Source organism: Bradyrhizobium sp. SZCCHNR1002 (assembly GCF_032381435.1).
Taxonomy (GTDB): Bacteria; Pseudomonadota; Alphaproteobacteria; order Rhizobiales; family Xanthobacteraceae; genus Bradyrhizobium; species Bradyrhizobium aeschynomenes.
Genome location: NZ_JAUHIS010000007.1, coordinates 78,058 through 91,823, shown reverse-complemented (window position 1 = coordinate 91,823; position 13,766 = coordinate 78,058). Strand labels below are relative to the sequence as shown.

The following is a 13,766-nucleotide window of genomic DNA, read 5'->3' as shown; positions in this document are numbered from 1 at the left end:
GGAAAGGGGTTCGGCGAGATGGTCGTGGACAAGCTGTTCATCAATGCGCGGCTCGACCGTGGCGCGCGTCAAGCGATCACCGTGCACGACGGCCGCATCAGTGGCCTGCTGCCTGAGACCGAACGCCCGGAGGCGCGCGAGGTGATCGATCTCGGCGGCGCCCTGGTCCTGCCTGGCTTCGTCGAGGGCCACATCCATCTCGACACCAGCTTCTATGGCGATGCGTGGAAGCCGCACAAGCCGTGCACGAACGGCTTCGACGTGCATGAGCGCGTCACGTTCCAGGCGCAGAACATCGCCGCGGCCGCGCCGATGGACGTGCGCGCCCGCAACCAGCTCGATCTCTGCATCGGCCACGGCACCACGCGGATGCGCAGCCATGTCATGGTCGACGGCTCGGTCGGTCTCAGATCGCTGGAGACGATTCTGCGCGTACGTGAAGAATATCGCGAGTTGATCGAGATCCAGCTCGTCGCCTTTCCCCAGAGCGGCATCCTCAAGAGCGCGGGCACGCCGGAGCTGCTCGACGAGGCGATCAAGCTCGGCGCCGATCTCGTCGGCGGGCTCGATCCGGCAAGCTTCGACCGCGACGTCGAGAAGCATCTCGACGTCGTTTTCGGCATAGCCCACAAGCACGGCGTCGATGTCGACATTCATCTGCACGATCCCGGCATGCTCGGCCTGTTCGAGCTGGAGCAGATCGCCGCGCGCACCCGCGCGCTGGGAATGGCGGGCCACGTCGCAGTCAGCCACGCCTATGCGCTTGGCGACTTGCCGGCGGATCCGCTCAAGAAAATCGCCGACGTGCTGGCGACGTCGGGTGTCGCCATCATGACCAATGCGCCGGGCGCGCGGCCCTTTCCGCCGGTGGCGCAACTGCGCGCGGCCGGCGTCACCGTGTTCAGCGGCAACGACAACATCCGCGATTCCTGGTGGCCCTATGGCGACGGCGATCTATTGAACCGCGCCATGATGGTCGGCTACCGATCGGGCTTCTATGTCGACGACGAATTGCGCATTGCCTTCGACCTCGTCACCGAGGCTGGCGCCAAGGCGTTGCGGCTGGCGGATTACGGCCTGCGCGTCGGGGCGCGCGCCGACTTCGTCACGGTGAATGCGGAGCACGTGCCGGAGGCCGTGGTTGCCGTGCCCAAGGGGCGCTCCGTGTATAAAGGCGGCTGCCTCGTCGCCCGCGACGGCCGCATCATCAGGCCGGCGACCTGACCGGCATCATTGCGCCGGCTCGACCGGCGCCTGCGAACGTGGCGGCTCGGCACGCGAGACCGTCGCGGCTTCGATCCAGCGCGTCACGGCTGTCAATTGTCCACCGGACTCGCGATAGGCCTGCAGCTGATAGTCGGCCGAGCTGCCGAACTGCATGATGGTGCGGCAGCGCTCGACCTCGGCAAGACAGCCGAGCGTCTCGGCATGCGGCGCGACGTCGGCGATCATCCGATTGAGGATCTCCTGGCCGGTCACAGGGCCGTCCTCGGTGACGAACAGGCAGTCGGTGCCATAACGCTGCGCCCGCCATTTGTTCTCGACGGCGATCGCGCGCTCGACATTGCCGACGGCCTCGGCGAGATCCGGGTTGAGATACAAGTGGCGCGCCAGCGCGCGGTACAGCGAGGCAACTGCCACAGCATCATCGACTGCGGTGCAGACATCGGGCGCACGCAATTCCAACGTCGGATGACGCAGCGATGGCCGCATCGCCCACCAGACATGGCTCTCGTCCGGCATCACACCCGATTTCGTCAGCGCCGCAACATAGCGGTCGTACTGCTTTTTGGACGTGAACAGCTCCGGCAGGCCGGTACGCGGCAGCTCGTCATAGGCTGCGAGCCGATAACCCTTCAAACCAGTCTCGCGTGAATTCCAGAACGGCGACGACGCGGACAGCGCGATGAACACCGGAATATAGGGAATCATCGCGCGCATGACCGCGAAGCGCCGCTCGGGATCGGGCAATTGGACATGCACGTGCATGCCGCACAGCATGTTGCGCTGGCCGACGATGCGCAGATCCTCCATCATCTCCACATAACGTGGCCTGGGCGTGGGCTGCGAGCTGCGCCAGGTTGCAGTCGGATGCGTCGAACAGGCGAGAATCGTGAGGCCATACTGGCCGGCAACGCTGGCAACCTCGCGGCGCAGGAATTTCAGCTCCTCGCGCGCATCGCCCGCGTCGACATGCACGTTGGTCGCGACCTCGAGCTGCGCCTGCAGCATCTCGCGCATGGCCTGGCCGCCGGTCGACCAGTTCGCGGCCTCGAACAGATCGTCCGGCGTCCGGATCGCGACATCCAGCGTCTTCGCATCGGCGAGGAAATACTCCTCCTCGATGCCGAAGGAATACTCGGTGACCTCCTCGCCGCCCGTGGCCGAGCGGATCACCAGCCGGCGCTCATCGTCGCTCAGGCCAAGCCGGAGCTTCTCCAAGATGCGTGGATCCAATCCCATGTGATCAATCCTGTGAGAATCAAATGCCGTGAGTCTGCAGCCAGGCTTCCAGCAAGGCCGCCTGCCAAAGTCGCGAATGCCCTTTTGGGCTCATCTCGGCTTCGGGGTTTTGCAGCATGTGATCGACGAAATCGCGTCGATAGAGCCCGCGCGCGCGCGCCTCGTCCGTACTGAGCGCGTCACGCACGTAGTCGAGGAACGGCCCCCTCAGATAGCGTAGCGAGGGGACGGGGAAATAGCCCTTTGGACGGTCGATCACCTCCGCCGGCACGCAGCGCCGTGCGGCCTCCTTCAGGATGTGCTTGCCGCCGTTCCTCACCTTCAGCTCGGCCGGCAGGCGCGCGGCCAGCTCGATCACCTCGTGATCCAGGAACGGAACGCGCGCTTCGAGTCCGAACGCCATGGTCATGTTGTCGACCCGCTTCACCGGGTCGTCCACCATCATGATCTCGGCGTCGATCTGCAGCACCTTGTCCACTGCGGACGCACCGCCGTGATCGGCGAAAAAGCGCTCGACCAGATCGAGACTCACGTCGTCGCCGAGCAGATCCGGCGTCAGAAGCTGTTGCAGATCCGCATGCTTCCAGTCGAAATAGGCGTTCTGATATTGCTGCACGGCATCGTTGGCCGAGAGAAAGCCGGGGTACCAGCTGTAGCCGCCGAACACCTCGTCTGCGCCCTGCCCGCTCTGCACCACCTTGACGCGCTTGGCGACCTCCGATGAGAGCAGATAGAACGCGACGGCGTCGTGACTGACCATCGGCTCCGACATCGCGGCAATGGCCTGCGGCAAGGCCTCGAGCGCGCGATCGCCGTCGATCCGGATCTGCTCGTGATGGGTGCCGAAGGTGCGCGCGATGATGTCCGAGTAGCGAAACTCATCGCCGCTGTGGCCGCCGACCGCATCGAAGCCGATCGAGAAGGTACGGATGTCCTCGTGACCCAGCTTCGAGAGCAGGGCGACCAGCAGCGACGAGTCGAGCCCGCCGGACAGCAGCACGCCCACCGGCACGTCCGCAACGCGGCGGCGGTCGACCGCAGCCGTCATGGCATCCAGCACCGCATCCGACCATTCGTCCTGGCTCATCGCCCCATCGGTCGAACGCTGCTCACCGACATTGAACCGCCAGAAGCGCTCGCGGCGCTGCGTTCCGTCCGGGTCGATGGTCAGCAAGGTCGCCGGCTCGAGCTTCTTCACGCCGTTGAGGATGGTCCGCGGCGCCGGCACGGCGGCGTGGAAGCTGAAGAAGTGATGCAACGCCACCTGGTCGAGCGAGGTGTCGACGTCCCCGCCGGCAAGAAGCGCCGGCAGGGACGAGGCAAAGCGCAGGAAGCCCGGGCCTTCGGTGTAGTAGAGCGGCTTGATCCCCAGCCGGTCGCGCGCCAGGACCACGCGCCCGCTGTCGCGCTCCCACAGCGCGAAGGCGAACATCCCCTTGAAGCGCTGCACGCAGGCTATGCCCCAGGCATGGTACGCCTTGAGGATCACTTCGGTGTCGCCATCGGAGAAGAAGCGATAGCCTTTCGCCTGCAGCTCGCTGCGGAGCTCGCGGAAATTATAGATGCAGCCGTTGAAGGCGATGCCGAGACCGAGCGCGGCGTCGATCATCGGCTGCTGCGCAGCCGCCGACAGGTCGAGGATGCTGAGGCGGCGATGGCCGAGCGCGATCTGGCCTTGCACGTAGAGACCGGCCGCATCGGGTCCGCGCGCCTGCATCGCATCGTTCACACGGCCGAGCGCCGCCAGCGACGGCTGGCCGGAAAATCTGATCTCACCACAAATGCCGCACATCGCGGATCCAATTCCCTCGTTCTAAGCACCTCCGATAACCCTCTGTGATCTCTTGCGTTCCGCGACGAAACCAGCCTGACCTGCGGCAAATAGCGGAACGATTTTGGCTGGTCGCGACGCACGCGCGACCAGCACGTGATCCGGCGGCACCTCGATCCAGTCCGGCTCCTTGTCGTATGGCTCGGACACCGCGATCACCTGGTCGCCGTCCTCGCGATAATAGAGCGAGTTCGCGCGGTCGTTGGCGGCGAAGCGAAACGCATAGAGATCGTGGCCATTGGACAGCGCCGAGGTGAAGCGCATGTGCTCGCGAAGACCGTCCTCATTCACGAGCTCACAAAGCGACCTCAGCACCTTGCGTGTCGCGCCGATCGGATCCTGCTCGATTCCGGCACCGACCATGGCGAGGAACACGGCTTCGGAATCGGTGGTCCCGAGCCGCGACGGATACAGTCCATCCGGAATCATCGCCTCGACCTTGCGGCGCAGCCGGTTCCAGCTGCCGACGAAGCCATTATGCATGAACAGCCAGCGGCCGCAGGCGAACGGATGGCAGTTCTGCCGCGTCACTGCGGTGCCCGTCGCGGCACGCACATGCGCGAAGAACAGATGCGAATGCAGGTGGCGGCAGAGATAGCGCAGGTTCTCGTCCGACCACGCCGGCCGCGTCTCGCGATAGAGGCCGGGCTCCGGGTGATCGCCATACCAGCCAAGTCCAAATCCATCACCGTTTGTTCCTGCAGTCGATTCGAGCGCACGCAGACTCTGCGTCACCAGCGAATGTTCCGGCTCGGTGACGTAATGCTCGAACGCGGTGCGCTCTCCGCGATAGGCGATCCAACGGCACATCCCTGCCCCTCCGGACGAACGATGATTCCCGCGACACCTGAAGACGGGTCGCGTTGATTCGGAGGAGGCGGAAACGCCTCAGAGCACCGGCGGTTCCGTGCCGAGATGCTCGATAGGGTTCCCGGCACGAGTCATGACATCTAAGTTCATCCCGTCGGGCTGGGGTTGGAGGAGCCCGGCTCCGGCAACATTCCGGTGCCGGGCGTCTTGTCATTGTCGGTGAGCTCAGGCCGCGCATGCGGGCCTGCCGCTGGCATGTCCCCGCCCTGCGGCGTCTTCGGCGCGTCGCCGACCATTTTTCGAGGCTCAGCAGCAGGGCTGGGATTGAGGTCGGACGTCTTGCGATCTTGCTCGCTCATCAATCATCCTTGAATGCCGGGCCAACGCGAGCTGTCCTGCTGACAGCCGTTGAGCCATGGTGGTTCTCGCCGAATGGTTGGGCGACAATTATCCGTCTCGCCACATGTTCCTCCGAGGAGACAGCGACACCATCGCAGCTCACGCTTGGCCGCGCTCCCGCACCAGCCCGAGCCACGCGGCCGCGGCCGGTGACAGATAGGCGCCGCGCCGCCAGGCCATCGCCAAGGTCCACTCGGTGTCGGACTCGTCGAGCAGGACCAGGCTGATCGGCACCTGGGTGCGTTGAGTGGCGATCATGCGCGGCAGGAATGCCACCCCGAGACCCGCGCCGGCGAGCTCGGCAATGAAGTCGATCTGGGTGCTCCGTGCGGCCACGACCGGCTCGAAGCCGTTGCGGCGGCAGGCCTCGCGAAGGATGCGGTTGAGCGCGAAGCCCGCCTCGAACAGCACGAACGGTGTGTCGCGCAGCTCGCCAAGCGTGATCGTTTCACGTCCGGCAAGCGGATGGTCGACCGACAGCAGCGCCATCAGCGGCTCACGGCGCACGATCTGGGCCGCAAACTCCTCGGCGATCGGCGGCAGCAGGCCGGCGAAGTCGATCTCACCCGCCGCGAGCAGCTCGCCGAGCCGGTCGCTGCCATGCTCGACCAGCCGGATCTCGATCTCCGGATACAGCTGGCGATACAGCGCGAACAACGGGGCGAACACCGTGCTCGATCCGATCGGCGGCAGGCCAAGGCGCAGCGCGCCGCGCTTCAGCCCGCGCAGGTCGGCGAGCTCCGCCTGCAGGTCGTCCCGCTCCGCCAGCAGCCGGATGGCACGGCGATAGACGATTTCGCCGGCCGCCGTCATCCGGCTCTTGTGGCCGAGCCGGTCCAGCAGCGGCAGGCCGAGTTCGTCCTCGAGCTGCTTGACCGCCTTGCTGACGGTCGACTGGGTGGCGAACACCACCTTGGCCGCCTGGGAGAAGCCGCCCTGCCGGACGACTTCGACGAAGGTCTTGAGCGTTCTCAGTTCCATAATCGGCCATACTATTCCAAGTTCGACTGGAAAGTAGTCAATCAATTCATTTTGTACATGCTGCAATGCCGCATACTCTTCGCGGCACCAGCAGTTGGAATACCGCTCATGACGCACCGCAACATTCCCCTCTCGCTTCAGCGGCTGCTCCGCCGCAATCGGTTGGCGCAGATCGGCCTGCTCGGCCTGTTTTGGGCTGCCGGCGAAATCCTGGCGCGAACCACCGGCCTGCCTCTGCCGGGCGGTATCATCGGCATGGCGCTGGCGCTCGCGCTGTTCCTGGCCGGCGGCCTGAAGGTCGCCAACATCAAGCGCGGCGCCAACTGGATGCTGGCCGAGATGCTGCTGTTCTTCGTGCCCGCCGTGCTGGCGCTGCTCGACCATCGCGAACTGCTGGGACTGCTCGGATTGAAGATCTTTGCCTTGATCGTCGTGAGCACCACCGCCGTGATGTGCGTGACTGCGCTCACCGTTGACTTCTGTTATCGCTGGAGCGAGCGTGATGACGGCCGCAACGCTGTGGCGTGAGCCGCTGGTCCAGGCTGCGGTCTGCTCGCTGGCAACGATCCTGCTCTATGTGCTCGCCAAGCGCGTGCACCGGCGCTGGCCACGTTGGTGGCTGATGCCGCTCGCGGTGGCGCCCGCATTGCTGATGATCGCGGCGTTGGCGCTCAACGTCTCCTATCGTGACTACATCCGCGGCACGCATTGGCTGGTGGCATTGCTCGGTCCCGCCACGGTCGCCTTTGCCGTGCCGATCTATGAGCAGCGCGCGCTGATCCGCCGCCGCTGGCCGATGCTGCTCGCCGGCATGGCCGCGGGCAGCCTTACCGCGGTGGCGACCAGCTGGGCCCTGGCCTACGTGCTCGGCATCGACGGCGAGTTGCGGCTCAGCCTGTTGCCGCGCTCGATGAGCACGCCGTTCGCGATGGAGGTGTCCGGCGAGATCGGCGGCATTCCGGATCTCACCGCGGTGTTCGTCGTGCTCACCGGCATCATCGGTGCCGCGGTCGGCGATGTCGTGCTGGCGCGGCTGCCGCTGCGCTCGGCGCTTGCGAAAGGTGCACTGTTCGGCGTCGGCGCCCATGGCGCCGGCACCGCGCGCGCCCACCAGATCGGCCGCGAGGAGGGCGCGATCGCCGGCCTCGTCATGGTGCTGGTTGGACTGATGAACGTCGCGCTGGCCCCTCTGATCATCCAGTTCATGAAGTAGCCGCTTGGCCGTGGCCCAGTGAGGCGAGCCAGTTGCCGATCTCGGCCTGGCGCAGCGCGTCGTCGGCCACGTCCTGGTCGAGCCCCAGACGCCAGAGCAGGTCGCGTCGCGCGCGGTCGTGGTGCACCGTCGCGAGATCGTCGGCGTAGCGCTCGAGCTCGGCGAGATCCGCGAAAAATCCCTCGTCGACCAGCGGCTGGCCGATGAGCCGGATTACGCAGGCGACATCCTGCAGGCTGAATTCGGGATGATACTGCACGCCCCAGAAGCGGCCGCGGCCGCTGCGGATCTCGGCGGCCTGCACTTCGCTCATCGCATTGCACGCGGTCACGGTCGCGTCCGGCGGCAGCGTGGTGACGATGTCGCTGTGAATGGCCGGTGCGTCGAACACGATACCGCGCGCCGCGTGCATCGGATGGGCTCGCCCCGCCTCCGTGAGCGCGATCTTGCGCGCAAAGCCGACCTCGCGACCGGCCGGATTGAGCGATACGTCGCCGCCGGCCGCGACCGTCGCCAGCTGCAGGCCCCAGCAGGAGCCGAACATCGGCACGCCCTGCGCGAAGATCGTCCGCACCAGCTCGATCTGGCGCAGCGCTTCCGGCTCGCGCTGATAGATGTTGAGCGCCGATCCGGTGATGACGATGCCATGATAGGCATCGATCGGCTGCGGCAGCCCTGCGTCGGCATCGGCCGGCGTGGCGATGTCGACAACGGCATGCGGCGCCAGCGCGCGCAGCACGTCGGCATAGCTCTCCGACGGCGTGAGGCCAGCAATCTCTCCCCAGCGCCGCCGGCCGGCCAGCGAGTTGCCCTCGAGCACGAGCAGTCTCGGCACCTTCAAACTCCCGCCTGGCTCGTCATGGATTCAACACGCCGCGCAGGAAGCGCGCGCTCCGGTCGCGCACCTCGGGCCGGTTCAGGATCGTATGCACGTCGGCATCGATCACCATCACCTCCGCCCGCGGATCATCCTTGAGCGCGGCGGCGCAGGAGCCGGTGACGGCGCGGTCCTTGTTCCAGGGATTGGCGGCCGAAAAATACGGATCGCGCGCCGAGATCGCGTTCAGCACCGGCTCCTTCGGGCCGATGCCGAGCCTGGGCGCGGTGACGAAGTAGTTGTCTTCGCAGGACCATGAATAGATCAGGCGAGCGGCGACATCCTTGCCGGCATGGCGGCCGACCGCCACGGCCCCTTCGCTGGTGCCCGCCATCACGAGGCGCTGGCGGTCGACCCAGCTCCACTCGCGCGCGGCCTTCAGGGCATGGTCCAATTCGGCGAGCCGCAAGGCATGAACGCGCTCATAGGTCGCGACATCGACCGGCGAGGTGTAGGTCAGCCGGTCGGGGATCGCGAGGCTGTCGGGGGCAACCGAGGCGGCGCCGAGCTCGTCGGCCAGCCAGACCTGAAACTCCTTCACCGCCGGCGCCACGCCGCTCGATCCATGCATCACCACGACGAGCGGCGCGATGCCGATCACGTCGGGCGCATCCTCGGCACGTCCCTCCCAGCGCCGTCCGCCCGCAAGCGCCGCCGGCAGCACCAGATTCGCCTTCGCCCAGGTGCGTGCGAGGTTCTCCGCCGACGGCTCCAGCACCGTGCCCTTGGTGTCGCCGGGCTTGTCTGCGGCGAGGGCGGCGGTTGCGCAACACAGAGCTGCGATCAGCAACAGAACGCGCGACACCCCCATGATCGATCCGACCTTCTGCAAAAGCGGCCCCAGCCTGTCTGGCGCGCATTGCTCGGTTCAATCACGGCATCGGTCTCCGGACAAGCAACGCGCGGCGGACAGTGCATGCAGGGCACCCATGCAGCGATGCCGTCAACAAACGCGCAGCCGCCGGCGCTGCTCGCGCGGCGTTTCCACCGACCGGACGTGATGGCGGGGAGTGGCCGTGGCATGAAAGATCGCGTTGGGCGCCGGCATGACGGCCGCCTCGCGCGCGCCGCCGCAATCGCCGACGAGGCGAAGCTGCGGCGCGCCCCAGGATACGTCCCGCATGCCATCGACCCGCATGTCCTCGCCGCGAGGGCTGGCGCCGCTGCGGATCTCCGCGGGCGCCAGGGCCAGCAGCGTGGCCCGCAGGCCGCGGAGGATGATGGCCATGGCGCGCGACGGTTGTGCCCAGTGAAACCGCCGCGACCGACGTCCGCGCCGGATGCCGCGCTGGCCGCGATGTCCAGGTCCCGTATCGGACTGCGGCATCAGGCGGTGGGGCTGTTCGGAGGGGCCTACCATGATCAGCAGGTTGCGCATGCGTCTCACCTTCGTCTCGTCCCGGCCGATCGGTCGGCCGCGTTCGTGACGACAATCGCGCAACTGCGGTGACGACAAGCTGTTGGCTGATGTCAGCAACATGTCAGCTCCGCCCTTTCACCGCGGGGCGCCCGCCTTGACGAGCGCGAGCACTTCGGCCTCGTCGAACGACGCCGCGCTGATCGCCGCCCCCGCGGCAATCAGCTCGTCATGGCCGAGATTGGTGCGCATGCCGATGGTGGTGATGCCGGCGGCCGTCGCAGCGGCGATGCCGGCCCGCGAATCCTCGAAGGCGACCGCGCAATCCGGCGCCGCATTCGCCGCGCGCAGGCCTTCCAGATAAGGCAGCGGGTGCGGCTTGCCGTGCGGCAGCTCGTCGCCGATGATGACCGCGCGAAACCGGTCCGTGATGCCGAGCCCGCGCAGGATCAGCTCGGCATTGGCGCGCGGCGCGTTGGTCACTGCGACGACCGGGATCGATGTCGCCGCGGCATGATCGAGCAGCGCCATCAGACCCGGCAGCGGCTGCACCGCGCCAGCGGCGAGGCTGCGAAACACCTCCTCCTTCTGCGCCATGATTGCGGCGCGCCGCTCGGGCAGCTCGTCTGGCAGAAACTCGGCGCCGATCGATGCATTGGAGCGGCCGAGCAGTTCGCGTGCCGCACGCGCGCGATCGAATGCATGGCCGAAGGGCGCAAACACCGCGTTGAAGGCCTGAAGATGCAGCGCATCGGTGTCGGCAAGCGTGCCGTCGATGTCGAACAGCAACGCCTGCAGCTTATTAAGAACGCCTCGCATCAGCAAATTGACCTCAAACTCATCCGGATGTTGACGCGATCTGATCCAACTCTCGACCACAGCCGCTGTCGTTATCTCTGAAACGGCGTGAAACCGCGACGGGGGAAATTGCGATGATCGGTGATTTGAAAGCGACGTCCCAATTCAGTTCGATACCGAGGTTCGGCGCCGCCGCGGCGCTGCTCGCGACGATGATCCTTGCGGTCCCCAACATGGCCCAGGCCGGTTCGGCGAACGAGGAGATGGTCAACGGGCAATACTGCAACTCGCTCTGCAAGGCCTACATGTCCTGGTCCGACCGCATGCTGGCGATCACCCAGCCGCATGCGCGGCCGCAGGTCCGCGTCGCGTTGCCGCAACAGAGCATGACGCCGAAGAAGATGGTCAAGGTCGAGACGACCGACCGGGCGGAGCCGCGGGCGCAGCACGCGCCGAAATCGCACCGGCCGACCAACCTGGATTCCTTCGCGCAGCTGCCGGCGGCAAGCCATGCGGCGCAGTCGGCCATGGACGATGGCCGCAGCGACGAGGCGCCGGCCGAGTATGCCGCAGCGCGCCTGGGGCGGCTGTACGGCACCGATCCGACCCCGCCCCGCTCCGCCCTCGCCGAGATGCGCCGGGCCACGGCCGAGACCGCCGACATGCGGCTGGTGTCGATGACCGAGCCGGGCATGTCGCAGGGCGCGATGACGGTGGGCGAGGCCTCGGGTAGCACCCGCTCGAAGATGCCCTCGATCTGGATCATGCTCGCCGCCGTGGCCCTGCTGGCGTTCTTCGGCCATGGCTGGCTGAAGCGGCGGGCCGACGCGGACCACGGGATCAACTGAGACCCGAGCGACAGGCACGGGTGTCCCGCGATACCCCGCGGGAACCATTCCGGACAATTTGATCGATCGCTGGAAGCTGCGACAGGGGGCTCGGTTGAATCCGCAGCCCCCTTTCTCTATGCCTGGGCGATGAACATCGCCCTCACCGCCCCGCCTCTGAGCGCTCCCTCCTTGAGTTCCTGGCCGCGCCACCGCGCCGACCTCAAGCCCGCGCCGTTCCTGCCGATGAGCCGGAAGGAGATGGACGCGCTCGGCTGGGACGTCTGCGACATCGTGCTGGTGACCGGCGACGCCTATGTCGACCATCCCTCGTTCGGCATGGCGATCATCGGCCGGCTGCTCGAGGCCCAGGGCTTTCGCGTCGGCATCATCTCGCAGCCGGACTGGCACTCGGCCGAGCCGTTCAAGGCGCTGGGACGCCCCCGCGTGTTCTTCGGCGTCACCGGCGGCAACATGGACTCGATGGTCAACCGCTACACTGCCGACCGCCGCATCCGCAGCGACGACGCCTACACGCCGAACGGCGAAGGCGGCAAGCGGCCGGACCGCTGCACGCTGGTCTATGCGCAGCGCTGCCGCGAGGCGTTCAAGGACGTGCCGGTCGTGCTCGGCGGCATCGAGGCCTCGCTGCGCCGGATCGCGCATTACGACTACTGGTCCGACAAGGTGCGCCGCTCGGTGCTGGCCGACGCCAAGGCCGACATCCTGATCTACGGCAATGCCGAGCGCGCCGTGATCGAGGTCGCGCACCGCATCGCCGGCGGCGAGCCGCCGAAGGACATCCAGTCCGTGCGCGGCACCGCACTGTTCCGGAAAGTGCCCGAGGGCTTCGTCGAACTGCACGCCGACGATCTCGACTCCGCCGACGAAGGCGCCGCGCGCGAGAAGGGCGACGTCGTCATCCGCATTCCGTCCTGCGAGCAGGTCGAGCAGGACAAGGAAGCCTATGCGCGGGCCTCGCGCGTGCTCCATCGCGAGAGCAATCCCGGCAATGCGCGCCCCCTGGTGCAGCGTCATGGCGACCGCGACCTCTGGCTCAACCCGCCGCCGATCCCGCTGACCATGGCGGAGATGGATAGCGTCTACGACCTGCCCTACGCCCGCGCGCCGCATCCGTCCTACGGCGATGCCAAGATCCCGGCCTGGGACATGATCAAGTTCTCGGTGACGATCATGCGCGGCTGCTTCGGCGGCTGCACCTTCTGCTCGATCACCGAGCACGAGGGCCGCATCATCCAGAGCCGCTCGGAAGGCTCGATCCTGCAGGAGATCGAGCGTATCCGCGACAAGACGCCGGGCTTCACCGGCGTGATCTCCGACATCGGCGGCCCGACCGCCAACATGTACCGCATGGCCTGCAAGGACCCGAAGGTCGAGGCGGCATGCCGCCGGCCGAGCTGCGTGTTTCCTGAGATCTGCCCGAACCTCAACACCTCGCATGACGATCTCATCCGTCTCTATCGCAAGGTGCGCGAGGTCAAGGGCGTCAAGCGCGTGATGGTCGCCTCCGGCGTGCGATATGATCTCGCGGTCGAGAGCCCGGCCTACATCAAGGAGCTCGTCACGCATCACGTCGGCGGCTACCTGAAGATCGCGCCGGAACATACCGAGCGCGGCCCGCTCGACAAGATGATGAAGCCGGGCATCGGCACCTATCACCGCTTCAAGCAGATGTTCGATGCCGCCGCAGAGCAAGCGGGCAAGAAGTACTATCTGATCCCGTATTTCATCGCGGCGCATCCGGGCACGTCCGACGAGGACATGATGAACCTCGCGCTGTGGCTGAAGAAGAACCGCTACCGCGCCGACCAGGTCCAGACCTTCCTGCCATCGCCGATGGCGACGGCGACCGCGATGTACCACACCGGCGTCAATCCGTTGCGCGGCATCCGCCATGGCGCCAGCGACAAGGTCGAGGCGATCAAGGGCCTGAAGCAGCGCCGCCTGCACAAGGCCTTTCTGCGCTATCACGACCCGGACAACTGGCCGGTGCTGCGCGACGCGCTCCGCGCCATGGGCCGCGCCGACCTGATCGGCTCGCGCCCGGACCAGCTGGTGCCGGCGCATCAGCCACCGGGGACCGGCAAGGCCGCAGTGACGCGGCGACCGGTGAGGCCCGAGCCGCGGCCGCAGCGTTTCACGACCAAGGGCGTGAAGATCAGGAAGTAGTCGGTCAGACCTCGTCTTGT

The 13,766-nt window shown here is 66.7% G+C and carries 14 protein-coding genes; 5 read left to right on the top strand and 9 right to left on the bottom strand.

The window, feature by feature from the left end:
* The first annotated feature begins 18 nt into the window (after positions 1-18).
* Positions 19-1,224: an amidohydrolase family protein gene (locus QX108_RS27875; protein WP_315722232.1), complete on the top strand. Its 1,206-nt coding sequence runs from the start codon at positions 19-21 to the stop codon at positions 1,222-1,224.
* 6 nt (positions 1,225-1,230) lie between these two features.
* Here the strand turns inward: QX108_RS27875 and QX108_RS27870 are convergent, their stop codons facing one another.
* The 5 genes from QX108_RS27870 to QX108_RS27850 form a co-directional block, all read right to left on the bottom strand.
* Positions 1,231-2,463 (bottom strand): carboxylate-amine ligase, encoded by a 1,233-nt coding sequence (locus QX108_RS27870; protein ID WP_172111601.1) that lies wholly within the window; start codon positions 2,461-2,463, stop codon positions 1,231-1,233.
* Between the two features lie 19 nt (positions 2,464-2,482).
* Positions 2,483-4,255: an N-acetylglutaminylglutamine amidotransferase gene (locus tag QX108_RS27865; RefSeq protein ID WP_315783700.1), complete on the bottom strand. Its 1,773-nt coding sequence runs from the start codon at positions 4,253-4,255 to the stop codon at positions 2,483-2,485.
* A 21-nt stretch (positions 4,256-4,276) separates the two neighbouring features.
* A complete protein-coding gene (locus QX108_RS27860) occupies positions 4,277-5,104 on the bottom strand; it encodes a class II glutamine amidotransferase (protein WP_315783698.1) in 828 nt (275 codons plus the stop codon).
* A gap of 146 nt (positions 5,105-5,250) precedes the next feature.
* On the bottom strand, positions 5,251-5,463 hold the full coding sequence (locus tag QX108_RS27855) for a hypothetical protein (RefSeq protein WP_315722235.1): 213 nt from the start codon (positions 5,461-5,463) through the stop codon (positions 5,251-5,253).
* A 139-nt stretch (positions 5,464-5,602) separates the two neighbouring features.
* The gene (locus tag QX108_RS27850) at positions 5,603-6,484 is read right to left on the bottom strand and encodes a LysR family transcriptional regulator (protein WP_315783696.1); all 882 of its coding nucleotides are present in this window, start codon (positions 6,482-6,484) and stop codon (positions 5,603-5,605) included.
* A gap of 108 nt (positions 6,485-6,592) precedes the next feature.
* Between QX108_RS27850 and QX108_RS27845 the strand changes: the two genes are divergently transcribed.
* Both QX108_RS27845 and QX108_RS27840 read left to right on the top strand, forming a co-directional pair.
* Complete coding sequence (locus QX108_RS27845) at positions 6,593-7,012, top strand: CidA/LrgA family protein (RefSeq protein WP_315783694.1); 420 nt, start codon at positions 6,593-6,595, stop codon at positions 7,010-7,012.
* Positions 6,987-7,697 carry an LrgB family protein gene (locus QX108_RS27840; protein WP_315783692.1) on the top strand — a complete coding sequence of 237 codons (711 nt, stop codon included), beginning with the start codon at positions 6,987-6,989 and terminating at the stop codon, positions 7,695-7,697. Before QX108_RS27845 ends, QX108_RS27840 begins: the two co-directional genes overlap by 26 nt.
* On the opposite strand, the gene QX108_RS27835 is transcribed toward QX108_RS27840, so the two are convergent.
* From QX108_RS27835 to QX108_RS27820, 4 genes are all read right to left on the bottom strand, one after another.
* Positions 7,687-8,532: a type 1 glutamine amidotransferase gene (locus QX108_RS27835; protein ID WP_315783690.1), complete on the bottom strand. Its 846-nt coding sequence runs from the start codon at positions 8,530-8,532 to the stop codon at positions 7,687-7,689. The genes QX108_RS27840 and QX108_RS27835 overlap by 11 nt on opposite strands.
* A 22-nt stretch (positions 8,533-8,554) precedes the next feature.
* Positions 8,555-9,385, bottom strand: a complete 831-nt coding sequence (locus QX108_RS27830) for a hypothetical protein (protein WP_315722240.1) — start codon at positions 9,383-9,385, stop codon at positions 8,555-8,557.
* Between the two features lie 132 nt (positions 9,386-9,517).
* Positions 9,518-9,952 carry a hypothetical protein gene (locus QX108_RS27825; protein WP_315783688.1) on the bottom strand — a complete coding sequence of 145 codons (435 nt, stop codon included), beginning with the start codon at positions 9,950-9,952 and terminating at the stop codon, positions 9,518-9,520.
* A 117-nt stretch (positions 9,953-10,069) separates the two neighbouring features.
* Positions 10,070-10,756, bottom strand: a complete 687-nt coding sequence (locus QX108_RS27820; RefSeq protein WP_315783686.1) for an HAD-IA family hydrolase — start codon at positions 10,754-10,756, stop codon at positions 10,070-10,072.
* Positions 10,757-10,863: 107 nt separating this feature from the next.
* On the opposite strand from QX108_RS27820, the gene QX108_RS27815 reads away from it, so the two are divergent.
* Positions 10,864-11,577: a hypothetical protein gene (locus QX108_RS27815; protein ID WP_315783684.1), complete on the top strand. Its 714-nt coding sequence runs from the start codon at positions 10,864-10,866 to the stop codon at positions 11,575-11,577.
* Positions 11,578-11,706: 129 nt separating this feature from the next.
* Positions 11,707-13,746 (top strand): YgiQ family radical SAM protein, encoded by a 2,040-nt coding sequence (locus tag QX108_RS27810; protein WP_315783682.1) that lies wholly within the window; start codon positions 11,707-11,709, stop codon positions 13,744-13,746.
* Positions 13,747-13,766 lie beyond the last annotated feature (20 nt).